The sequence below is a fragment of the Microbacterium sp. genome (genome assembly GCF_051953575.1).
In the GTDB taxonomy this organism is placed as follows: domain Bacteria; phylum Actinomycetota; class Actinomycetes; order Actinomycetales; family Microbacteriaceae; genus Microbacterium.
Map to the genome: position 1 here is coordinate 15,853 of NZ_JBQCIP010000178.1, position 22,142 is coordinate 37,994.

The 22,142-nt window shown below is 71.6% G+C and carries 19 protein-coding genes; 9 read left to right on the forward strand and 10 right to left on the reverse strand.

Annotated features, from left to right (window positions below):
* The first annotated feature begins 8 nt into the window (after positions 1 to 8).
* The 4 genes from ACTHNQ_RS10960 to ACTHNQ_RS10975 all read left to right on the forward strand — a co-directional run bounded on the left by ACTHNQ_RS10960 (position 9) and on the right by ACTHNQ_RS10975 (position 2,891).
* Positions 9 to 614, forward strand: a complete 606-nt coding sequence (locus ACTHNQ_RS10960) for a MerR family transcriptional regulator (protein WP_440333400.1) — start codon at positions 9 to 11, stop codon at positions 612 to 614.
* A 194-nt stretch (positions 615 to 808) separates the two neighbouring features.
* On the forward strand, positions 809 to 1,432 hold the full coding sequence (locus ACTHNQ_RS10965) for an RNA polymerase sigma factor (protein WP_440333401.1): 624 nt from the start codon (positions 809 to 811) through the stop codon (positions 1,430 to 1,432).
* Entirely contained in the window at positions 1,429 to 2,406 is a 978-nt protein-coding gene (locus ACTHNQ_RS10970; RefSeq protein ID WP_440333402.1) for a hypothetical protein, read from the forward strand. Before ACTHNQ_RS10965 ends, ACTHNQ_RS10970 begins: the two co-directional genes overlap by 4 nt.
* Positions 2,407 to 2,420: 14 nt before the next feature.
* Positions 2,421 to 2,891 carry a peptidase inhibitor family I36 protein gene (locus tag ACTHNQ_RS10975; protein ID WP_440333403.1) on the forward strand — a complete coding sequence of 157 codons (471 nt, stop codon included), beginning with the start codon at positions 2,421 to 2,423 and terminating at the stop codon, positions 2,889 to 2,891.
* A gap of 101 nt (positions 2,892 to 2,992) precedes the next feature.
* On the opposite strand, the gene ACTHNQ_RS10980 is transcribed toward ACTHNQ_RS10975, so the two are convergent.
* Entirely contained in the window at positions 2,993 to 5,164 is a 2,172-nt protein-coding gene (locus ACTHNQ_RS10980; RefSeq protein ID WP_440333404.1) for a carboxypeptidase regulatory-like domain-containing protein, read from the reverse strand.
* Positions 5,165 to 5,351: 187 nt separating this feature from the next.
* On the opposite strand from ACTHNQ_RS10980, the gene ACTHNQ_RS10985 reads away from it, so the two are divergent.
* Positions 5,352 to 5,657 carry a hypothetical protein gene (locus ACTHNQ_RS10985; RefSeq protein ID WP_440333405.1) on the forward strand — a complete coding sequence of 102 codons (306 nt, stop codon included), beginning with the start codon at positions 5,352 to 5,354 and terminating at the stop codon, positions 5,655 to 5,657.
* 13 nt (positions 5,658 to 5,670) lie between these two features.
* On the opposite strand, the gene ACTHNQ_RS10990 is transcribed toward ACTHNQ_RS10985, so the two are convergent.
* The 6 genes from ACTHNQ_RS10990 to ACTHNQ_RS11015 form a co-directional block, all read right to left on the reverse strand.
* Positions 5,671 to 8,151, reverse strand: a complete 2,481-nt coding sequence (locus ACTHNQ_RS10990) for an ATP-dependent helicase (protein WP_440333406.1) — start codon at positions 8,149 to 8,151, stop codon at positions 5,671 to 5,673.
* Positions 8,152 to 8,247: 96 nt separating this feature from the next.
* Positions 8,248 to 9,315, reverse strand: coding sequence for a peptidase C39 family protein (locus ACTHNQ_RS10995; protein ID WP_440333407.1), 1,068 nt, complete (start codon positions 9,313 to 9,315; stop codon positions 8,248 to 8,250).
* A 1-nt stretch (position 9,316) separates the two neighbouring features.
* Positions 9,317 to 10,897, reverse strand: coding sequence for a dipeptide ABC transporter ATP-binding protein (locus tag ACTHNQ_RS11000; protein WP_440333408.1), 1,581 nt, complete (start codon positions 10,895 to 10,897; stop codon positions 9,317 to 9,319).
* Positions 10,894 to 11,754 carry an ABC transporter permease gene (locus ACTHNQ_RS11005; protein WP_440333409.1) on the reverse strand — a complete coding sequence of 287 codons (861 nt, stop codon included), beginning with the start codon at positions 11,752 to 11,754 and terminating at the stop codon, positions 10,894 to 10,896. The genes ACTHNQ_RS11000 and ACTHNQ_RS11005 overlap by 4 nt, the downstream gene beginning before the upstream one ends.
* Positions 11,751 to 12,698, reverse strand: a complete 948-nt coding sequence (locus tag ACTHNQ_RS11010) for an ABC transporter permease (protein WP_018171696.1) — start codon at positions 12,696 to 12,698, stop codon at positions 11,751 to 11,753. The genes ACTHNQ_RS11005 and ACTHNQ_RS11010 overlap by 4 nt, the downstream gene beginning before the upstream one ends.
* A gap of 44 nt (positions 12,699 to 12,742) precedes the next feature.
* Positions 12,743 to 15,388: an ABC transporter substrate-binding protein gene (locus ACTHNQ_RS11015; protein ID WP_440333410.1), complete on the reverse strand. Its 2,646-nt coding sequence runs from the start codon at positions 15,386 to 15,388 to the stop codon at positions 12,743 to 12,745.
* An 89-nt stretch (positions 15,389 to 15,477) separates the two neighbouring features.
* Between ACTHNQ_RS11015 and ACTHNQ_RS11020 the strand changes: the two genes are divergently transcribed.
* On the forward strand, positions 15,478 to 16,185 hold the full coding sequence (locus tag ACTHNQ_RS11020) for a DUF1684 domain-containing protein (protein ID WP_440333411.1): 708 nt from the start codon (positions 15,478 to 15,480) through the stop codon (positions 16,183 to 16,185).
* A 3-nt stretch (positions 16,186 to 16,188) separates the two neighbouring features.
* On the opposite strand, the gene ACTHNQ_RS11025 is transcribed toward ACTHNQ_RS11020, so the two are convergent.
* Both ACTHNQ_RS11025 and ACTHNQ_RS11030 read right to left on the reverse strand, forming a co-directional pair.
* Positions 16,189 to 16,869 carry a LuxR C-terminal-related transcriptional regulator gene (locus ACTHNQ_RS11025; RefSeq protein ID WP_440333412.1) on the reverse strand — a complete coding sequence of 227 codons (681 nt, stop codon included), beginning with the start codon at positions 16,867 to 16,869 and terminating at the stop codon, positions 16,189 to 16,191.
* Complete coding sequence (locus ACTHNQ_RS11030; RefSeq protein WP_440333413.1) at positions 16,862 to 18,181, reverse strand: ATP-binding protein; 1,320 nt, start codon at positions 18,179 to 18,181, stop codon at positions 16,862 to 16,864. The genes ACTHNQ_RS11025 and ACTHNQ_RS11030 overlap by 8 nt, the downstream gene beginning before the upstream one ends.
* A gap of 114 nt (positions 18,182 to 18,295) precedes the next feature.
* Between ACTHNQ_RS11030 and ACTHNQ_RS11035 the strand changes: the two genes are divergently transcribed.
* The 3 genes from ACTHNQ_RS11035 to ACTHNQ_RS11045 all read left to right on the forward strand — a co-directional run bounded on the left by ACTHNQ_RS11035 (position 18,296) and on the right by ACTHNQ_RS11045 (position 21,061).
* Complete coding sequence (locus ACTHNQ_RS11035) at positions 18,296 to 19,906, forward strand: PspC domain-containing protein (RefSeq protein WP_440333414.1); 1,611 nt, start codon at positions 18,296 to 18,298, stop codon at positions 19,904 to 19,906.
* 8 nt (positions 19,907 to 19,914) lie between these two features.
* Positions 19,915 to 20,556 carry a hypothetical protein gene (locus ACTHNQ_RS11040; RefSeq protein WP_440333415.1) on the forward strand — a complete coding sequence of 214 codons (642 nt, stop codon included), beginning with the start codon at positions 19,915 to 19,917 and terminating at the stop codon, positions 20,554 to 20,556.
* A gap of 112 nt (positions 20,557 to 20,668) precedes the next feature.
* A complete protein-coding gene (locus tag ACTHNQ_RS11045) occupies positions 20,669 to 21,061 on the forward strand; it encodes a YccF domain-containing protein (protein ID WP_440333416.1) in 393 nt (130 codons plus the stop codon).
* A 134-nt stretch (positions 21,062 to 21,195) separates the two neighbouring features.
* Here the strand turns inward: ACTHNQ_RS11045 and ACTHNQ_RS11050 are convergent, their stop codons facing one another.
* Positions 21,196 to 21,720 (reverse strand): hypothetical protein, encoded by a 525-nt coding sequence (locus ACTHNQ_RS11050; RefSeq protein ID WP_018171690.1) that lies wholly within the window; start codon positions 21,718 to 21,720, stop codon positions 21,196 to 21,198.
* Positions 21,721 to 22,142: the final 422 nt, after the last annotated feature.

Consider the following 22,142-nt stretch of genomic DNA (forward strand, 5'->3'; position numbering starts at 1 on the left):
GGCGCGAAGTGAAGATCTCGGAGTTGTCAGAGCGCAGCGGCGTCCCCGTCGCGACCGTCAAGTTCTACATCCGCGAGGGCATGCTGCCCCGCGGTGAGGCGCTCTCGGCCACGCGTGCCGAGTACGGCGACGGGCACCTGGCGCGCCTGCGCGTCATCGCGGCGCTCACCGACGTGCGCGGCCTGCCGCTCGCCCGCGTGCGCGACATCCTCTCGCTGATCGACACGCCGACCGGCGACCCCGTCGAGATCCTCGGCCGTGCGGTCGGCGCGCTGCCGCCGTACGTGGCGTCGGAGCAAGAGGACTACCCGCTGGCGCGGGCCGCCATCGCCGAACTGGGCCTCACCTACGACCCAGGCTTCACCGCGGTCGCCCAGCTCGACGAGGCGCTCCGCGCCCTCGAGGCGGCGGGATTGGATGCCTCACCCGCCGTCCTCCGGCGCTACGGTGACGCGATGCGCCAGGTCGCCGTCGAAGAGCTCGCGCCGATGCACAGCATGCCGCTCGACGAGGCGGTGACGTACGCCGTACTGGGCACCGCGCTCTACGAACCGGTCATGCTCGCCCTGCGGCGGCTCGCACACCACCATCTGCTCGTGGATGCCGACGACTGAACGCGTGCGCCGGCTGCTCACAGCCGCTCCATAGGCGTCTCCCTGCCGTCTTGCGGCGAAGAAATCGCCAGATAGTGTCCCAAATTCCGGGTTGCCGGACATATCTCTGATGTGAGCATTCCTCCTGAGCGAAACCGGACGGCGATGTCCTCGCGCCGTTCGGCTCGCGCAGAACGCGTGCTTATGATGCCCTGGTGCCCGCCCCGCTGGACGGCGACGCTCCCCTCGCCGCGGCCCCTGAGCCGAGCGTCTCGGACGAGACGCTCCTTCAGCGCGCCCGCGAGGGCGACGAAGGCGCCATGCGCACCCTCCTGCGCAGGCATGAGAAGAAGATGTACGCGCTGGCGCTCTCGATGACGCGCAACGCCGCCGACGCCGAGGACGCGGTGGGTGTCGCGCAGCTGGCGTTATGGCGCAAGCGAGACTCTGTGCAGGGCGTCGAGGGGTCGCTCCTCCCCTGGCTGATGAAGACGGTCGCCCTCGCGGCGAAGAACCAGCTGCGCGGCCAGCGGCGCTATGAGCGCCTGATCGCCGGCATCCCCGCCGCCGAGGACGTGCCCGACCACGCCGACGAGGTCGCCCGCTATGTCGATCGTGCGTCGCTGTCGCACGATGTCGAAGCCGCGCTGCGCGCGGCGAGCGCCGCGGACGCACAGGTCATCGTGCTGTGCCTGATCGAAGGGATGCCGCCCCGCGACGCCGCCCGTGTCATCGGCGCGACGGAGTCCACGGTGCGCAAGCGCCTCACCCGCGCGAAGGAACGGCTGCGCAAGTCGCTCGCCCACCACGCCCCACACGTCGCGGAGGGGGAATCATGAGCGATCAGCGCCCGATGCCCCGAGGCGACGCGATGGAGAACCTCGTCATCGCCCAGATGCGCGACGACCTGCGCGCTGCGCGTCGACGCCGCCGGTTCGGCCGCCTGGGACTGCCGGGGTGGTCGATCCTCACCACCGCTGCGGCGGCGGTCGTGGCCGTCATCGCGATCACGGTGTCGATGCTTGCGACGCCGCAGCCGACGTACGCGGCGACGCCGCCCATGCTCCAGATCGAGGGCACGCAGGGCGGAGTCGACGACGCCGCCGAGCTGCTGACAGATCTGGCACGGCAGCTGCGTGCATCCGGCGAACCCGATCCCGCACCGCCCGGGCAGCCTCAGCAGATCGACGTGCAGACGTGGGGACTGGTCACGACCGTCGGCGCCGAGGGCGAGAAGGTCCCGCCGCCGTATGTCGCGCCCGAAGACGTGACGTTCACCCGCTACCCCGACGGCGCCTGGTCGCAGGTCGTCGTGGCGGGCACGCCCTATGACTCGCAGGGCAAGCCGGTCGACGATCCGCATGCGACCCCGCCGGGCACCGAGCTGTGGCGCATCGATGAGGCGGCCGGGGAGCACACGTTCCTGTTCCCCGACCCCGTCCCCGACGACCCCGACGAGCTGCGTCAGCTGATGCTCGACGCGGGTCTCTCGGAGGATTCGACGACCAGCGACTGGATCTCGCAGGCCCAAGCGCTGCTGATGGAGCGCGTGCTGCGGCCGAGTGAGGAGGCGGCTTTGCTGGAGGTCCTCGCGGGGCTCGATCTCGAGCTCGCCGGGACCACGACCGACCGCCTCGGCCGCGAGGCCTATGTCTTCGAGACCCCGTCCGGTGCCAGCGACTTCGTCGACCGCATCCTGGTCAGCCCCCGAGGTCACGTCCTCGCGACCGAGAACGTGTGGGTCGGCCATGACCGCACCGACATCCCTTCCCCATCGGTGCTGTCGTACTTCGCGTGGGAAGGTAGATCGTGATCTCCCGAAAGTTCATGCCCCTTTTCGCGCTGCCCGTCCTGGCCGGCGCCGTCGCACTCAGTGCCTCGCCCGCCACCGCATCGACCGATCCGACGCAGGATCAGGTGGATGCCGTCATCGCCGAGTTCGGCGGCACCCAGACGGCGCCGAACGAGGTGTCGTGGGACGGCGGTGCCGTCGTCCTGACCCTCGCGCCTGATGCCGCCGCGGACTCCCGCGGCATCACGGCCTTCTCGGTCGGAGGCTGCCCGAGCGGGGCATTCTGCGCCTACTCCGGAACGTCGTACACCGGCAGCCGGCTCACCTTCTCCGCCTGCACCACCGGCAACTCGGTCGCCGCGCTCGGCACCGTGCGTTCGCTCGCCAATTCCCGCGGCACCGGCACGGTCCGTGCGTACGACGGCTGGGCGACGGTCGCCACGCTCGGTCCGAACACCGGCGCCGCCTCGGTGGCGGCCGGCATCGACAAGCTCAACTGCTCCTAGCGAGTCACCCGCATGCCGGCGGCGCGCGGCCCGCTTCCGCGCTGCATCCATTCAGGCACGTCGGGTCGACCCCCCGTGGGGAGGGCCGACCCGATTCGCGATCAGCCGCGCGAGACCACCGCGGTGGGTGCCGAGGTCTGCGTCACGCTCTGGTGGCCGGACAGCGACCCGGTGACCGCGACGGTCAACCGCACGCCGACGAGGTCCGGAGTGATGGGCAGCGACGTGGCCGTCGCGCCGACGATCGGCGCCCCGTCGGCGAACCACTGATACGTGAAGGCAGCGCCGTCGGTCCACTCACGCGGGTGAGCTTTCGCGACCTTGCCGACGCGCAGCGGCCCGGTGATCTTCGGGGCCGAGGACTCGAGCGGTGGAAGCGCCACGCCGAGCACCGCATCGATGCCGCTGCGCTGCTCGGCGCTCGCGAGGTCGATGACCGTCGCGGAGTCGCGGTCGGCGGCGTTCTCCCACCATTCGGTCACGAGCGTGCCGTCGATCACCGCGGAGAACGAGACCCGGTACGGTCCCGCAGGCAGAGAGGTCATCGACCACGAGCCATCCGGCCCGGCCTGGAAGCCGTCGCCGATGTCGATGCCTTCCACCGACACTGAGGCACCCGGAAGCGGGTTGCCCGCCGCGTCCGTCACAGTGCCCGAGAGCGACGCGGAGTTGGTGTCCAGAACTGAGCCGTCGTCGACCGAGAGGACCACATCCAGCCCGGCGATGTCCGTCGCCGGGGCGACGGACACTTCGTCGGAGGAGGAGAAGTCCGGGGCGTTGTTCCACCACTCCTGCAGCGTGGTGCTCCCCTGCCCGACCTGAGCGGAGTAGCTCAATCGGTACGAACCCGCGTCGACACCGCGGATCACGTAGGAGCCGTCGGGACCAGTGTGCGTGTAGCGCACCCAATGCCCGGCTGCGTCGCGAAGAACGACCTGAACGTCAGTCATGGGCGCACCCAGACCATCGCTTACAACGCCAGAGAGTTCGGCGCCGTCAGCGAGCTGCGCGCTGATGCCGTCTACGACCGCCCCCTCCGTCACGCTGACCACGGACGCATCTGCCTCGGTCTTCACGTCATTCCACCACTCCCCGACGACGCTCGCCGCGGTCGCCGAGGTGTCGAACTCCACTCGGTAGTCCCCGGACGGAAGCCCTGGGAGCCGGTAGGTGCCGTCGGCGCCTGTCATCGCGCCGTATCCGCCGCCGGAGCCACCGACCGGTCTGGCCATCACAGTGACGTCGCTGACCGGGGCCCCCGCATCATCGGTCACGATGCCGGTGAGAACCGCCCCGATTGCGAGTTCGCCGTTGACCGTGGTGGTCGATCCGCCCGTGACCGGGACCACTGTCGCCGACCCGGCATCCGAGGCATCGTCGTACCACTCACCGAGGAGGTCGCCCATCGTCGAGAACTGCACTTTGTACTCACCGACAGCCAAACCATCGACGCGATACGCGCCGGTGCCGTCCGTCGACATGGACGTCACCCACTCGGGAAAGCCCCCCGCCGTCGCGCGGTAGACGCCCACGTACGTGTACGGGGCGGGCGTTCCAGCAGTGTCGGTCACCACCCCCGCGATCGATCCGGCGGGTGCCAGTACCGCGTCGATCCCGGATGCCGCGCCGCCCCCTGTCACCGTGACCGGCGTCGCGGCAGTCCGCGACGCGGCATCGTCGTACCACTCTCCTGCCACAGGACCGCTGTCGGGAGTCGGTCGGAATTCGATGGTGTAGGAACCTTCGGCAAGGCCGACCAACCGGTAGACGCCGTTGGCGTCACTGCGCGCATAGCCTGCCGACGCCCAACTGCCGACCGGTGTCGCAGTCACAGAAACGCCCGGAACCGGCGCCCCGAGCTCGTCGGTCACCGCTCCGGAGATCGTCGAGCCGACACTCAGTACGGGGTCGATGCCGCCGATGGGTGCGCCTCCCGACACCGTGATCGTGGTGGCCGATGCGAGGTCGGTCGCGTCCTCCCAGAACTCGGCGACGATGTTCGGCCCGGACTCGAGCCCGAGAGACTGGAACTGGAGCCGATATTCCCCGTCAGCGAGCCCCGCGAAGGTGTACGACCCGTCGGGGCCCGTCGATGCGGACTTCGCCCAGGACCACCCGCCCCACATGCTGTTGTAGGTGTACGCCATGACGGACAGGCCCGCCACCGCTGCACCGCCATCCGTCGTCACCACCCCCGAGATCGACCCGGTTCCTGGCTCGACCGCCCCGGCCGGCTGCCCGCCGGCCAGTCCGATCACGACGGCTGCCGCCACCGCGGCAACGATCCCTCTTCGCACAAACGCCACCATTCCGGCCGCTGCTTCGCGGCCCTGCGATGCCACGACTTTCATGGCTCCGCGTCAGGCTAAGCGGCCGCGTGCTCTCAGCAAACACACAAGTTGAGACATTTTCGTGACCTCGCGGGTGTCCCACATGCGGGCGAACCGGACATATCTGTACGTGAGGGATCGATCCGCAGAACTGCGCACGCGCTGCGCGGTCCTCATCGATGAGAAGTTCGCGGATCCGCGCCTCGATGCCCGCATGCTGGCGGCTCTCCTGGGTGTGTCGCGACGGCACCTCGATCGCGCGCACCAAGGGCATGACAGCGTGGGCGACGTGCTCGCCCGGCGACGCCTGGAGAGTGTCGCCGACCTCATCAGTACACGACGCGCGCCGTCACTGCTCGCGGCCGCGACGCTGAGCGGCTTCTCCAGCTACGAGACGTTCCGGCGGCAGCGTCACCTGTTCACCACCGCCGCGTGAGACGCGGCCGCTGTCAGAGCTTCTCGATCGGGGCGATCTTGATGAGGAGCTTCTTCGGGCCGGCGGCGTCGAAGCGCACGTGCGCGACGCGTTTCGCGCCCTCGCCGGTGACGGCATCCACTCGTCCTTCGCCGAAGTCGTCGTGACGGATGCGGTCGCCGGGCGCCAGCACGAGGTCGCCGTTGTCTCGCACCTTGGCGGGGATCTTGTTCGCGAAGCGCTCGAGGTTGCCCGACGGCTCGCGGCGCGCGAGCGGCACGAGGTCGTCGCCGTAGCGCTTGCTCTGTCCGCCGAAGCCGGAGCCCGAACCCGAGCCCCGTCGCGCGTTGAGCGCGCGCGACTGCGTGCCGCCTCGCGAGTTGACGTCGCCGGGAGACTGGCGCCAGTGCAGCAGCTCGGCGGGGATCTCTTGCAGGAAGCGGCTGGGCATCGCGACCGTGACCTCGCCGAACTGCGCGCGGGTCATCGCGAGCGACAGGTACAGGCGCTTGCGGGCGCGGGTGATGCCGACGTAGAACAGGCGGCGCTCCTCTTGCGGGCCTCCCGGCTCCCCCGCCGAGATGCGGTGCGGGATGAGGTCCTCTTCGACACCCGTGAGGAACACGGCGTCGTATTCGAGGCCCTTGGCGGTGTGCAGCGTCATGAGCGACACCGAGCCCGACGCGTCTTCGAGGTCGTCGGCGTCGGAGACGAGCGCGACCTCGGTGAGGAAGTCGAGGATCGTGCCCTCGGGGTTGTTGCGCGCGAATTCGCGGGCGACCGCGACCATCTCGTCGAGGTTCTCGATGCGCGCCTCGTCCTGGGCGTCCTTGCTGGCGCGCAGCGCGTCGTAGTACCCGCTCTTGTTCAGCAGCAGGGTGAGGCCTTCAGCGACCGCGGTGGGCGGCGCGAGCTCGCCCGACGAGGGCAGCATCAGCTCCGAGGCCTCGGCGAGCACCGCGTCCAGATGCGCGATCGCGGCCTGGATCTTCGGGCCGACGCCGAGCGCCGACGAGTTGGCGAGCGCGTCACGGAACGTGATCTGCTGGTCGGCGGCGTACCGCGAAATGGCTTCGACCGTGACGTCGCCGATGCCGCGGCGAGGCTTGTTGATGATGCGGCGCATCGCCATCTCGTCGGCCGGATTCGCGACGGCGACCAGGTAGGCGAGGGCGTCCTTGATCTCGGCGCGCTCGTAGAACTTGGTGCCGCCCATGATCTTGTACGGCAGGGCGGCGCGGATGAAGATCTCCTCGAGCGCACGGGACTGCGAGTTCGTGCGGTAGAACACCGCCATCTGCGAGTAGTCGATGCCGGCGCGACGCAGCGCCTCGATCTCGTCGGCGACGAACTGCGCCTCGTCGTGCTGCGAGTAACCGGTGAAGCCGATGATCTTCTCGCCGTCGCCGACGTCGGTCCACAGCTTCTTGTCTTTGCGGTCGAAGTTGTGGCCGATGACGGCGTTCGCGGCCGAGAGGATGTTCTGGGTCGAGCGGTAGTTCTGCTCGAGGAGCACGACCTTCGCGCCCGGGAAGTCCTTCTCGAACTCGCTGATGTTGCGGATGTCGGCGCCGCGGAACGCGTAGATCGACTGGTCGGAGTCGCCGACGACGGTGAGCGACGCGCCCTCTTCGGCGGCCGGCTCGGGCTCGAAGATCATCATGCCGCCGGAGCCCGCCAGCGGGGCGGCATCCGACCCGGGCGGACGCGTCAGCTCGTGGATCAGCGCGTACTGGGCGTGGTTGGTGTCCTGGTACTCGTCGACCAGCACATGCCGGAACCGGCGACGGTATACGTCGGCGACCTGCGGGAACGCGCGGAAGAGGAACACCGTCTGCGCGATCAGGTCGTCGAAGTCGAACGCGTTGGCCTTCTGCAGCTCGCGCTGGTACGCGCCGAAGACCTCGACGAACACGCGCTCTGCAGGGTCGCTCATGTTGGCCGACCGGGCATAGGACTCGGCATCCGCCAGCTCGTTCTTGAGCTTCGAGATCTTGGACTGCGTCGCTGCGGGGGTGAGGCCGAACGCGTCGGCCTCATGCTCTTTGACCAGCCGCTTGATGTGCGCGCGCGCGTCGCCCGAGTCGTAGCTGGTGAACGACTTCGTGAAGCCGAACTGCTCCGCCTCGCGACGCAGGATGCGCACGCACGCCGAGTGGAAGGTCGAGATCCACATGCCGCGCGCGGTGTCGCCCACGAGCTGCTCGACGCGCTCACGCATCTCGCCCGCGGCCTTGTTGGTGAAGGTGATCGCGAGGATCTGGCTCGGCCACGCCTCACGCCCCCGCAGCAGCGACGCGATGCGGCGCGTCAGCACGCTGGTCTTGCCCGAGCCGGCACCCGCGACGATGAGCAGCGCCTGGCCGCGGTACGTGACGGCTTCGCGCTGCTGCGCGTTGAGCCCCTGCAGCAGGTCCTCGTCGGGGCGCGGTGCGTCGCTCGGCGCACCGAATCCGTCGAGCACGACAGGACGAAGGGATGCCGCGCCCGGCGCGGCCGCATGGGCATCGGTCATAACCCACCCAGTTTAGGTCGCCCCGCCGACACCGGCCGGGCCCGAGTCGTCGAAACCGCGTGAAGGGATGCCGCCGGCCGCGGCATCCCTCATCCCTCAGCCGACCCGGGTGAAGATCACGCCGCGGTAGCCGTCGTCGCCCCAGCGCACGAGACGGTCGAGCGCGTCGGGCAGGACCGGTAGCTCGTGGGTGTCGACCCAGGTCTCACCGGCGTCCACGTTGATCCACGGATCCTCGACGATCACGGCGTCGCCGACGACCGCGTGGGCGACGATCCAGTGCGGCCCGGCCTCGCCGTGCATGGGCGCCTCGTCGATGAGCAGCAGCGCGCGCTCGCCTCCGGCCACGCGTCGCGCGATCTCGGCGACCTCCACACGGTCGCGACGCACCGGGATGCCTCGCTCGCCCGCCTGCCGCAGCGAGTCCTGCTGCAGCTCCTCGCGGAACGACCGGTCGAACCCGGTGTAGCCCTCGACGAGCGCGGGGCCGTCGAGGTCGAGGGCGACCTCGACCGGCGCATCGGCGAGATGGTCGTGGAGCGCGACGGCGAGGCCCACCGGCTCGCACGCCGGGTAGTTGCTCGCGCTCCGCCAGAGCCCGAGCTCGACATCGCGGTCGCCGGCGCCGCCGTCGAACCCGGGCGCGGACGAGCCCTCCGCCGCGATGAGCGCGGCCACCGCGCCGCACGTGAACAGCGTCGTCTGCGCATAGTAGCCGGGCTCGGCGTGGATGCTCGGGGCGAGCCACAGCACGTATCCGTCGATGTGCTCGGTGCCCACGGCCGCCCACGGCCGGCGCATCGGGGCGAATCCGAGAGCCGTCGCGAACGCCGGCAGCCCGGCGCCGCCGCCCGTCTGCCACTTGACGGCGAGGTCCCCGCGGCTGCGCGCCTGCTCGATGACGTGGGCGACGAGGTCTTCGGCGGCCGACTCGTCGCGCCACCACACGTCGACGATCTTCGTCGCGGCGGTCGCCGGACGCGCGCTGGTGAGCACGGCCGTCAGCGCGGCGCCGGTGGCATCGCGGGTGACGTGCGCGACCGGGCGGTATCCGTCGCGCGGCACGCGCCACCCCTCCAGTCGGGGCGCGGCGACGCCGCCGGCCTCGAGCTCGTCGGCGATGTCGAGCGGTGCGGCGTCGTCGACGCGGAGCGCTGCGGGCATGTCAGTCCTCTTCCATATCGTGTCGGGCGGTCGCGGTGTTCTCGCGATGCGCGGCGGCCACCAGCAGGGCCGTGTACTCGTGGCGGGGCGCGGTGAGCACCTGCTCGCACGTGCCGGACTCGACCACGCGGCCGTTCCAGAGCACCGTCACCGTGTCGGCGAGCATGCGCACGACGGCGAGGTCGTGCGAGATGAACAGCATCGCCAGCCCCAGCTCGTCGCGGAGCTTCGTGAGCAGCGCGAGGATCTGCGCCTGCACCGACACGTCGAGCGCCGACACAGACTCGTCGCAGATGAGCACCCGCGGCCGGGGCGCGAGCGCACGGGCGATCGCCACGCGCTGGCGCTGACCGCCCGACAGCTCGGCCGGGCGCTTGCGCGCGAACTCCGCGGGCAGGCCCACGGTCGCCAGCAGCTCGGGAACCTCGCCGGCCGAGCGGCGCGCGACACCGAGCGCCTCGCGCAGGATCGCCCCGACCGTCATCATCGGGTTCAGCGACGAGTACGGGTCCTGGAACACGATCTGCATCTGCGCCGGCGTGCGCGAGGCACGGCCCGGGGCGAGCGCGGCACCGTCGAAGCGGATCTCGCCGGCGTCCTCGGTCTCCAGTCCCGCGATGCACCGCGCCAGGGTCGACTTGCCCGACCCCGACTCCCCCACGACGCCGGTGATGCGCCCGGGCACGATGTCGAGGTCGACCCCGTCGAGGACGAGCCGCTCGCCGAAGTGCTTCGTGACTGCTCGCGCGCTCAGCAGCGGCTCGCGATCAGGCACCGGCGCCGCAGGATCCGCGGCAGGCGGGGCGTCGACCGCGAGCGTCGGGTCCGCCTCGATGAGCGCGCGGGTGTACGGATGCTGCGGGTCGGCCAGGACGGTCGCGGTGGCGCCGCGCTCCACGACCTCGCCGTGGCGCATGACGAGCACGTCGTCGGTGCGACCGCGCACGAGCCCGAGGTCGTGAGAGATGAGGATGACGCACAGCCGGCGCGCCTCCTGCACCGAGCGCAGCAGGTCGAGGATCTCGGCCTGGTTCGAGGCGTCGAGGGCCGTCGTCGGCTCGTCGGCGATGATCAGCTGCGGGTCGGCGGCGAGCGCGGCCGCGATGGCGACGCGCTGCCGCATGCCGCCCGACAGCTCGTGCGGGAACGCGCGTGCGACCCGCTCCGGCAGCTTCACCTCGGCGAGCCGCTCGGCGACGGCCCGATCTCGCTCGGTGCGCGACAGACGGCGCCCTGCCGCGGCATCCAGGGTCCAGCCGATCTGGTCGCCGCAGCGGTGCACGGGCGAGAGGCTCGTGAACGGGTCCTGGAGAAGGAGCGTGACCGTGCCGCCGCGCACCGCCCGCCATGCCGGCTGCGAGGCGTCGAGCGCGAGCGCACGATCGCCCACGCGCACGGAGCCTTCGGCCCGGAATCCGCGCGGCAGCAGCCCGACGAGCGACTTGGCGGTGAGCGTCTTGCCCGACCCGGACTCGCCGATGACGGCGAGCGTGCGGCCGGGCTCGATGAGGGCGCCGAGCGGCTGCACCATCGCGCCGTCGTGCCCGATGACCGTGAGGCCTTCGATGACCACCCCGCTCACAGCGCCGTCCCCACCTGCGAGAGCCGCTGGCCCATCCAGTCGCCGACGAGGTTGACGGCCGACGCCACGGCGATGATGAGCAGCGCCGGCACGATCACGGCGGCCGGGTTGTCGAACATGATGGCCCGGTTGTCCGTCAGCTGGCGGCCCCAGTCGGCGGTCCCCGGGGGGACGCCGACGCCGAGGAACGACAGCGACGAGAATGCCACGAGCGCGAAGGCGATGTTGAGCATGACGTTGGTGATGACGAGGGTCGAGACGTTGGGGAGGATGTGCCGGAACATGACGCGCCACCGCGAGAGCGACAGCATCCGCGCCGCCTCGATGTAGGGCCGGCTGGACTGCTCCAGGACGCCCGCGCGGACGATCCGGATGTCGGACGGCGAGAACAGCAGGATGAGCAGGGCGACGGTGACCCAGTAGCCGCCACCGAAGACGCCCGACACCACGATCGCCGCCAGCAGCACCGGCAGCGCGAGCAGCAGGTCGGTCCAGCGGCTGATGACGATGTCGAGCCAGCCGCGCTCGTACCCCGCGAGGGTGCCGAGCACGATGCCGAGGATCATCGAGCCGAGCGCGACGCACACCGGACCGATGAGGGCGGATGCCGCTCCCGCGACCGTCATCGCCCAGACGTCGCGTCCGAGCTCGTCGGTGCCGAGAAGATGGCCGGGGCTGCCGGCGGGCAGCAGGCCCGACAGGATGTCCTGCCGCATCGCGTCGGGGTACAGCACGCCTCCGAACACGACGGCGAGCACGGCGGCGGCCAGCACCCCGAGCGCGAGGGCGATGGTCACCGGCAGGCGGCGACGACGGCGACGGCTCGGGGCGCTCAGCAGGTCGATCGCGGCGGTCATGCGGTCATCTCCGTGCGACGGATGCGGGGGTCGAGCATCAGGTAGGCAAGGTCTGCGAGCAGCGCGATGACGGCGATCACCACGGCGACCAGCAGCGTCAGCGACTGCACGACCGCGATGTCCTTGAACAGCACCGAGTCCTGCAGCAGCGTGCCGAGACCGGGCAGGGCGTACGTCGTCTCAGCCAGCACCGTTCCGCCCACGAGGAACGTCAGCACGAGGCTCGCACCGGTGACGATCGGGATGGCCGCGTTGCGCAGGGCGATGCGGCGCACCTGGGATTCCGGGATGCCGCGGGCCCGGGCGCTCGTCACGTAGTCGGACTCCAGCTCGCGCAGCATCGCCGTGCGGGTGAGCTTCACGATGATCGCGCCGAGTCCGAGCGCGAGCGTCACGGCCGGGAGGACGAGGTGCCACAGCGTGTCGAGCCCGCCGGAGCCCGCCCCGTAGACCGGGAAGAGCCGCAGGTAGTACGCGAAGACGTAGAGCAACAGCAGGCCGACCGCGAAGGTCGGGGCGCTCAGCCCCACCACGGCGAGGCTGCTCGCGGCGCGGTCGGTCCAGCCGCCGGCCCGCACGGCGCTCTGCACGCCGAGCGGCACGGCCACGGCGAGCGCGACGACGAACGCGAGGCCGCACAGCAGCATCGTGATCCCGACCCGCTGGGCGATGGCGTCGGCGACGGGCACCTGCAGGCGGATGGACTGACCGAGATCGCCCACGAGGAAGGCGCCGAGCCACTTCAGGTACTGCAGCCACACCGGATCGTCGAGGTGGTACTGCTCGCGGATGGCCGCCACCGCCTCGGGCGAGGCGGGGCGGTTGCCGAGCAGGTTCTTGACGATGTCGCCGGGCGCCAGGTGCATGAGCGAGAAGATCACCGCCGACAGCACCAGCAGCACGGCGAGCACGCCGAGCACGCGCACCGCGAGCAGCCGGCCCACAGACCGGTACCGCGATGCGCGCGCTCGGACAGGGAGAGGCTGGGTCACTGTCCCGCCCGGTACAGCTGCGTCGGCCACGACGAGATGAACGCGAACGAGCTGTAGTCCTTCATCCCGAGGTCGTCGGCGAAGGCGGTGGCGGACTGCCCCCACCACAGCGGCACGTTGACCGCGTCCTCGGCCTGCAGCTTCTCCGCCTGCACCAGCAGGTCGATGCGCGCCGCCGGGTCGGACTCGGCACCCGCCTGCGCGAGCAGGTCGGTGATCGCGGGGTTGTCGTACGCGGCAGGATTGCCGGCGCCCAGCAGGTAGCTCGGCACCTCGGCCGGGTCGCCCAGCGTCGAGAAGTACCACATCAGGCCCACGCCGTGGTCGGACGAGGCATCCAGGCTCGCCAGCCACTCCTCGATCGGCACCTCGCGGACGTTCAGGGTGATGCCGATCTCGGCGAGGTTCTGCGCGAGCGCCTGGGCGGCGGTCCCCAGCTGCGGGCCGGTGTTGGGCGTGAGCAGCTCGGCTTCGAACCCGTCGGGTACCGACGAGGCGGCGAGCGCCTTCTTGGCGGCATCCAGGTCGTAGTCCCACTGCGGGATCTCGGCGAGCAGGTCGCGCGCCTCATCGGCGCTGTACGCCTTGCCGAGCGACTCGGGCGTCATGATCGCGGTCGCGGCCTCGCCGTGGCCGCGCAGCAGCTTCTCGACGTACGCGTCGCGGTCGACGGCGTGGGCGAACGCCTCGCGCACCTTGGGGTCGTCGAAGGGCGCGATGCTCGTGTTGAAGTACAGGCCCACGTACGACAGGTCGTTCACGTACTCGACGCGCATCGTGTCGAGCTTCTCCCACTGCTGCGACTGCGCGAGGGGGACGTTGAAGGCGACGTCCACGTCGCCGGACTGGGCGGCCAGCAGACGGGTCGACTCGTCGGGCACGAAGTTGACGGTGATCTCTTTCACCTTGGGCAGCTCGCCCCACCAGGTGTCGACGCGCTCGAAGGTCACGTGCGAGTCGGGCGCGAACTCGGTGACCTGGTAGGGCCCCGAGCCCAGCAGCAGGGCGTAGGCGGTGCCGACCTTGCCGTCGTGCGCCTCCCAGAACGCCTTCGACGTGATGAACGCGGCGCCGCCCGTGCTCATGTTGGCCGCGAACGCCGCGTCGGGCTCGGTGAGGGTGATCGTCACCTCGGCGTCGCCGGTCTTCTCGATCGTGTCGACATTGGTGAGGTAGTACGCGAGCCCGGGCGAGCTGGTCTCGTCGCGCGCCTGCTCGAGGCTGAACACGACGTCGTCCGCCGTGACGGGCGTCCCGTCCTGGAACTCGGCGTCGTCGCGCAGCTCGTAGACGTAGGTGACGTCGTCGGTCTGCTCCCAGGACTCGGCGAGGCCCGGCTGGATCTTGCCGTCGGCGTCGATCGAGACGAGGCCCTCCTGTGCGATGGAGGCGATGTAGTAGTTCAGGATGCCCGCCTCCTGGCCGACGTACAGGCTCGAGAGCGACCCGGGGAGCGCCACGGTGATGTGGTCGATCTCGGCGCCGGTGTCGGGCCCCGTGGTGTTGTCGGGGGCGGGGCTGGAACAGGCGGCGAGCAGCAGCGCGCCGGCGGCGGCGACGGTCGCGGCTTTCGCCAGGCGGGCTGTGGACGGGAACGGCATGGTCGGGCTCTCCTCGGGTGTGGATGCTGCGGTGCGGAATCGGGCGCGGTGGCCGTCGCTGCGTCGGCGGGCGTCGAGGATGGCCTCGACCTCGACGGGCGTCGGACGATGGGTGGCAAGGGTGCGGACGGCGGCGGCGACCGCCGGGATCGACGCGGCCTCGACGAGCGTCGTGGCCGACATGCGCCGCGTGAACGCCGGCGAGACGCCGAGGGCGCGCAGTCCGCTCGGGAGGGTCACGCCGGCGAGATCCGACTCGGCGACGAAGGCGGTGCCCACGCCGTGCGAGGCGAGGGCGATCGCGGCGTCGGGCCGGCTGACCGCGATGTCGTCGGCCTGCTCGCCGCGCCCGATGACCTCGGCGATGACGTCGCCGCAGGTGCCGCGGCCCCGGATCCACGGGAGGTGCGCGAGCGTGCGGGCATCGATGCGGCCGCCGGGAGCGTCCACGTCGGCGGCGGTCAGCGCCACGACCTCCTCGGCGAAGAGGAACGTGGACCGGGCGCCGCTGCGGCGCGGCGCGGCGCGGCGCGCACCCGCCTCGGCGACGTCGGTGGTGATCGCGATGTCGGCGCGGCCGCTGCGCACGAGGTCCAGCGCCTCGGCGGCATCCGCCGTCTCGTGCAGCGACAGGTCGATGCCGGGGATCTCGGCCGCCAGGCGCGCGAACGTGGGCGCGATGACGTGCGCCACGGTCTCGACCGGCCCCGCGAAGCGCACGACGCCGGCGCGACGCCCGAGCACGCGGGCGAGCTCGGTCGCCGCCGCCGTGAGGCTGGCGTCGATGCGGGGCGCGTGCTGGGCCAGCAGCGCCCCGACCGGGGTGAGGGTCGCCGCGCGCGCGGTGCGCGCCACCAGGGTCGCGCCGAGGCGGGCCTCGAGCCGCTGCACGTGCTGCGTGATGGTCGGCTGCGTGTACCCGAGCGCGCGGGCGGCCGCGCTGATGGACCCCTCCTGGTCGATGGCCACCAGGATCCGCAGCGAGTGCACATCGAGCGCTCGCGTCAGGGCGTCGATCTCCGGCGCATCCGCACTGTCCATAGGTGGATGCTATTCATGCCGGTGTTTCGATGGTGTAACAATATGTCTCTGCTCGACACATGGCGTCATCGAGCACGAGGATGTGACACATGAACGCAGCGCACCGGCGATGGATCGCCGACCGTGACGCCGCCGTCTGGGCTCCGCACGGGATCGCGTCGCTGGCCGCGACACACTGGCTCGACGCCGTCGACCGGGAGTACGACGACCTCCCCGGCCGGTGGCGCGCCGACTGCACGATCGCGGTCGGCAGCGACACCCCCGCATCCCTCCGGCTCGGGGTGGGCGACGAGGCCCGCCTGGGAGACCGGCTGCTGCGCGCGGTGAGGCGGGACGGCGCGCTCGCGCTTCGCGTCTGGGATCCGGATGCCGCATCCCGGCGCGGCATCTCGACGATCGTCCGCGCCGCCTACGAGCCGTCGCGGCGCGTGACGGGCGTGTTCGCCTCGAGGCCGCAGTCCGAGGCCACGCAGGCGGTCGACGGCCACCGGTCCGACACCGTGTACGACGGCGTGGTCTTCTTCGAGCTCGACGGCGTCCCCCTCGAGCTCACGGTCGAGCGGGACGACGACGGGTCGCTGTTCGCCGCCTTCGCCGACGCCACCGCCGGCGCCGGGAGCTACCGGTTCCGGTTCCTCCGCGTGCCGCCGCCCGACGCCGACAGCCGGGTCGAGATCGACCTCAACCGGGCCTACCTGCCGCCGTGCGCGTTCTCGGACCACTACGTGTGCGTCTTCCCGCCTCCCGGCAACCGCTGGTCGGTGCCGGTCGCGAGCGGCGAGCTCACGGTGCGCTGACGCTCAGAGCAGTCGGCGCTCCGAGGCCCACGCGGTGAGCTCGTACCGCGACGACAGCTGCAGCTTGCGCAGCACCGCCGACACGTGGGACTCGACGGTCTTCATCGAGATGAACAGCTCGGCGGCGACCTCTTTATAGGCGTAGCCGCGGGCGATGAGCCGCATCACCTCCTGCTCGCGGGCCGACAGCCGGTCGAGCTCGTCGCTGGTCGCGGCGGTCTCGCCGACGGCGGCGCCGAAGGCGTCGAGCACGAATCCCGCCAGTCGCGGCGAGAACACCGCGTCGCCCTCGGCGACCGCGTGCACCGCCCGGCTCACCTCGGCGCCCGACGAGCCCTTCGTGATGTACCCGCGCGCGCCGGCACGGATGACGCGCACGACGTCCTCGGCGGCGTCCGACACGCTGAGCGCGAGGAACCGCGTGGTCGGCACCGCCGCGCCGGCCCCGCGGATGACGGCCTCGCCTCCGGCGGCGTCGGGACCGGAACCCGCGCCGCGACCGGACGGCAGATGCACGTCGAGCAGTACGACGTCGGGCCGCGTGGCCTCGATCACCTCCACGGCCGAGGCGGCGTCGGCCGCCTCGCCCACGACGTCGATCGAGGCGTCGAGGTCGGTGCGCAGGCCCGACCGGAAGATGGAGTGGTCGTCCACGATCACGACGCGGACGGGGGCGTCAGCCACGGCGGACCTCCGTCGAAGGGGATGCCGGGCCGCCGGCATCCACGAATCTCAAGTGAACCTCGGTGCCGCCGCCCGCGCCGCGGCGCACCGTCGCCGAACCCCCGGCACGGCGCATGCGGCCGATGATGGACTGGCGGACGCCGAGCCGGTCGTCGGGCACGTCGGCAAGATCGAACCCGGGCCCGCGGTCGCGCACGTACACGTCGACGGCGTTCGCGTTGCCCTCGATGTACACCGAGACGTCGCCGCCCGCGTGACGGGCGGCGTTGAGCATCGCCTCGCGCGACGCGGCGGCGACCTCGCCGCTGGCGCGCTCTGCCGGCAGCCCCGCCGAGACGACGTCGATGCGCACCGGATAGTCGAGCTCGAGGGCGGCGGCGTAGTCGCGCAGATCGGTGGGCAGGTCGCTGTCGGCGGGCGCGTCGCCGTCGTACAGCCAGGCGCGCAGCTCGCGCTCCTGCGCACGGGCGAGACGGGCGACCTCGCTCGAGGCGCCCGCGCGGTTCTGGATGAGCGCGAGGGTCTGCAGCACGGAGTCGTGCAGGTGGGCCGCCATCTCGGCCCGCTGCTCCTCGCGGATGCGCCGCACGCGCTCCCCCGACAGCTCTCGCCACCGGCCCACGAGGATCGACGAGTAGACGAGCGCGACGCCGACGATCGGCACGAGCGCGAACACGAACCCGGGGATGCCGGTCTGCCGCAGCATCGACAGCTGGGCGAGCAGGAGCACCACGAGGACCACCGTCACGACGATGCGCACCATGTTCTCGTGCCGCGGACCGCGGGCAGGATCCTGGCGGTCGACGAGCGTCGCCCACGCCCCGGCCGACACCGCCAGCACCGTCGCGAGGAACACGCCGCCCACCCAGGCGGGCATCGAGGTCCACACCACGCCGTTGGCGCCGAACAGCGCGATGGCGGTCACGGTCATGAGCACCACGACGACGGCCATGCCGGTCAGGATCCACGCGACCGGCACCCGTCGCGTCGGGACGTCGCGCACCTGCGCGGCCTCGGGGTCGTCGGCCGCGTCGGCAGGCCGCCGGTCCTCGGCGGGGCGCGGCGGTTCCCACGGCACGAACACCCACAGCCACGCGTACAGCAGCGGGCCGGCGAGCCACAGCGGCGTCAGCACGATGAACAGCGCCCGCACGACCCACAGGGGCCAGCCGAGGTGGCGGGCAAGACCCGCCGACACCCCCGACACGGCGCAGTCCCGCGGTCGCCGCAGGGGTGGGCGCTCCGTGGCTCCGGATGCCGCGACCGCCGCCGCGGCAGGGCCGCCGGCATCCCGGATCGCGGTTCGAGGCATACCGGCATCCAATCATTCCCGGCGCCCCTGACCCACCCCGGGCGGCGAGGATCAGGGACGACTCAGGGGATCACCCCATAGCGGAGGTCTCGCCGCGGCCGCCAGGGTGGAACCATGACCGACACGACCTCCGCTCCCCCCGCCGATCCGGGACCGCCCCCGACCGCCCCGCCGGGGCTGCCGACGGGCTCGGACCGGTTCTTCTCGTGGGTGCAGGGCCTCGGCATCGTCCGCGGCGACGCGTGGCTCGGCGGCGTGTGCGGCGGGATCGCCGCCCGCCTGCGGATCGACCCGCTCATCGTGCGCGGCATCTTCGTCGTGGTGGCATTGCTGGGCTTTCCGGCACTCCTCGTCTACGCGATCGCGTGGGCGCTGCTGCCCGATGTCGACGGCCGCATCCACTTCCGCGAACTGATCCACGGACGCTATGACGCCGCCATGACGGGCGTGTTCATCCTCGCCATCGTCGGGGTCGTCCCGGTCGTCCCGTGGCTGCGCAACGTGCTGCTGTGGCCCCTGTGGGCCCTCACCGGCTTCGCGCCCTGGGCGTGGGACGACGGATCGGGCGTCTCGGCGCTCGGCGTGCTCGGCTTCCTCTTCGCCCTCGCCGTCATCGGCGGCCTGGTGTACCTCATCGTCCGGTCGGCACGTTCCGACCGGCCCTCGCGGGCGGATGCGCAGACGGCTTCCGCGCAGCCCGCCCCCGCCACGGTCGCGCCCGATTCGGGAGACGGCGCGACCGCTCCCCTCGCCGCGGAAGCGGCGAGCATCGCGGATCCGGCCGGTCGGGCTCCGGTCGGGTCCGCGACAGGAGAAGGATCCGCGGATGCCGCGCCGCCCGCCCCTCCGGCCCCTCCCGCCCCGTACGGCGACGACGCCGCGATCGCCGATTGGCGGGCCCGCCAAGAGGCCTGGCGCGTGCAGAACGACGCGTGGCGCCGCAGCCGCCAGGACGCCGAGCGCGCCGCCCGCGACCGCGCCCGGCTCGAGCGGCACGCGCACGGTGCCGCCTTCGCCCTCGAGGCCGAGGAGCGCCGCCGCATCCGCCGCACCACCCGGCCCCGCACGAGCTTCGTCTTCGTGCTCACGGCGGTGGGAGCCGCGATCGTCATCGGCGCTGTCGCCGTGCTGACCGCCCTCGGGGATGCCGCCACCGCCCCGTACGCCGGCGCCATCGGCATCTTCACCGCCGCCCTCGTGACAGCGCTGTCGATGGTCGTCGCCGGCGCGATCCGCCGCCGCAGCGGATTCCTCACCGCGGTCACGATCGTGCTGCTGGTGCTCGGCGGGTCGGTGACCGCGGCGTCCGGACCTGACCGGTTCACGATCGGTGTCGGCGCCCAGGTCGGCACCGCCTCGTACGAGCAGCGCATCACTCAGCCGTTCGGTCAGTTGTGGATCTCTGTCAGCCCGCTGTCCGAAAGCGAGGACGTCGAAGCCGGCGGAGTGGTGGTGTCCAAAGGCATCGGCGGTACCGAGATCATGGTCCAGCCCGGCACGGCGCTCGTGCTGGACGCCACGCTGGGCGACGGCGCCGTCCTCTACGAGCGACAGCCGGGGCGCGACGGCGGCGATGTCGTGGCCGGTTCAGTGTCGCCCGACGCCGACGGCACCGTCAAGTGGCGCGTGACGAATGAACGGGACGACAGCACGGCCCTCACCACCCAGCACATCACCCTCGACCAGCGCACCGGCTCGGTGCAGGTCTACATCTTCGAGAATTGAGCGCCGACATGAGCACATTCGAGAATCCGGATGCGGCGCCCGACGCCGACGCCACGCCCGAGACCGCCGACACCCAGGCCACCACGCTCCCGCCGGTGCCCGAGACCGCGGCAGCCGACGCGGCCCGGTCCGCTGAGACTGCGCAATCGGACGAACTCACCCCGACGGCCGCGGGGCACGTTACCGAGGCCTCGACCGTCGTCGACCTCACCCCGCCCGCCGCGACCGACGCCGACGAGACATCTGTCCTCGCAGACCTCGAGCCGCCGGCTCCCGCGCCCGCCGCTCTGCCGCCGGCGTTCACCGGGTTCCCTCCGGCACCGGACGCCACGTCGGCTCCGGTCGCGCCAGGCGCGGCGCCCGTGGCGACGGCATCCACCATCCCCTCTGGTCCGCGCACCCGCTGGGCGGGCATCGTGTGGGGTCTCGCGCTCGCGGCGATCGCGTCGTTCGCGCTGTGGCTCCTCACCGACGTAGACCGCCAGGCTGCGGCGACCGACTGGATCCTGAGTCTCACCCCGGCCGCCGCCATCGCGTACTCGGTGCTGGTGATCGGCGCCTTCGCGCTGGCCGCCGGACTCGTCGGCCTCGTCCGCCGCGCGCAGCGCGCCGGTGAGCGCCGGCGGGCGGCATCCGCTCTCACCCCGTGATGCCGGGAGGGAGATGAGGGGCGGAGGCCAGACTCCGCGGCAGCCACCTCCGCCCGCCACCTCCCCTCCCGGTCACAGGCGCCTCGCGGCATCCCGTTGAAAGAATCGGAACATGCGCACCCTCCTCAACATCATCTGGCTCGTGCTGTCGGGCTTCTGGATGTTCCTCGGCTACATGCTCGCCGGGGTGCTGCTGTGCATCCCGATCATCACGATCCCCTGGGCCATCGCGTCGTTCCGCGTCGGCGTCTACGCGCTGTGGCCGTTCGGCCGCACGATCGTCGACAAGCCCTCGTCGGGCGTCGGCTCGTTCCTCGGCAACGTCATCTGGGTGATCCTCGCCGGCTGGTGGCTCGCGATCGGCCACATCGTGACGGGTGTGGCGATGTGCGTCACGATCATCGGCATCCCGCTCGGCATCGCCAGCTTCAAGCTCGTGCCGATCTCGCTCATGCCCCTGGGCAAAGACATCGTGCCCGTCGACGAGGTCCGCGTCGCCGCCTGACCGCTGTCCCCGTGCTCGCGAGATCTCCTGATCCGGAGCGGACAGGAACGACGATGCGCCGGGCCCCCTCGGGTACCCGGCGCTTCGTGAAGGGCGAGTGGATGCCGGCGGCCGCGGCCGCCGGCATCCACTCGTCACTTGGTCAGGACGCTGCAGCCCTCGTCGCCGGCGCCGACGCAGATGACGAGCGTCGACGGGTCGACGAGCGCGTCGGGGACGGCGTAGCTCCAGACATACGTGTACGACGTGTCGGGCTTCATCTCGACGTCGACGTTCTGCTGCGGGACGGCGACGCCCTCGAAGCTGTCGTCGGCGGTCGAACGCAGCACGGGCGCGATGTCGGCGCCGGTGAGGCCCTTGTCGCTCACCCACTGCGCCACGTTCGCGGTGACCCACTGCGTACCGGCCTCGGGGTCGCCGAGCGCACCGGCCGCAGCCTCGTCGGGGACGATGCCGCTCCACACCTCGAGCTGCTTTCCGTCGGCGCCGACGCGCTCGCCCACCGCCGCGGGGTCGCTGAGCGACGAGTCGACGACCGTGACGGCCGGCTTCGTCTTCTCGGGCGCCGCCGCGGGCGATCCACCGGACGAGGCGCACCCGGCGAGGAGGAGACCGGACGCGGCGATGAGGGACAGAACAGCGGTACTGCGGGAACGCATGCCAAACACCTTTTCGAATCGATTCGGGGAACCCTTCTACGTTACGCCTCCGCACAGGATGGTTTGACCAATCCTGCGGCGGGTGCCCCCTTCCGGAGGGGATCGGATGCCCGGGCGCCCGCCCGGCCCCGCGTGCCCTCGACGGGCGCCGCAGCCCCTCTGGGATGCCCGAAGACGGTTGGCGGTTCGCTGCTTCACTGCGCGCGCCACCGAAGTGGCCCGGACGGTCGCCTCAACCCCCATGAGGCGACCACAGGCGCCACTTCGGCAGACACGCCCCCGACGAATGTGGCCCGAACGGTCGCGTCGACCACCGAGAAGCAACCACAGGCGCCACCTCACGGTTGCCACCCCCGACGAACGTGGCCCGAACGGTCGCCTCATCCCCCCACGACACGACCACACGCGCCACCTCAGCGAAT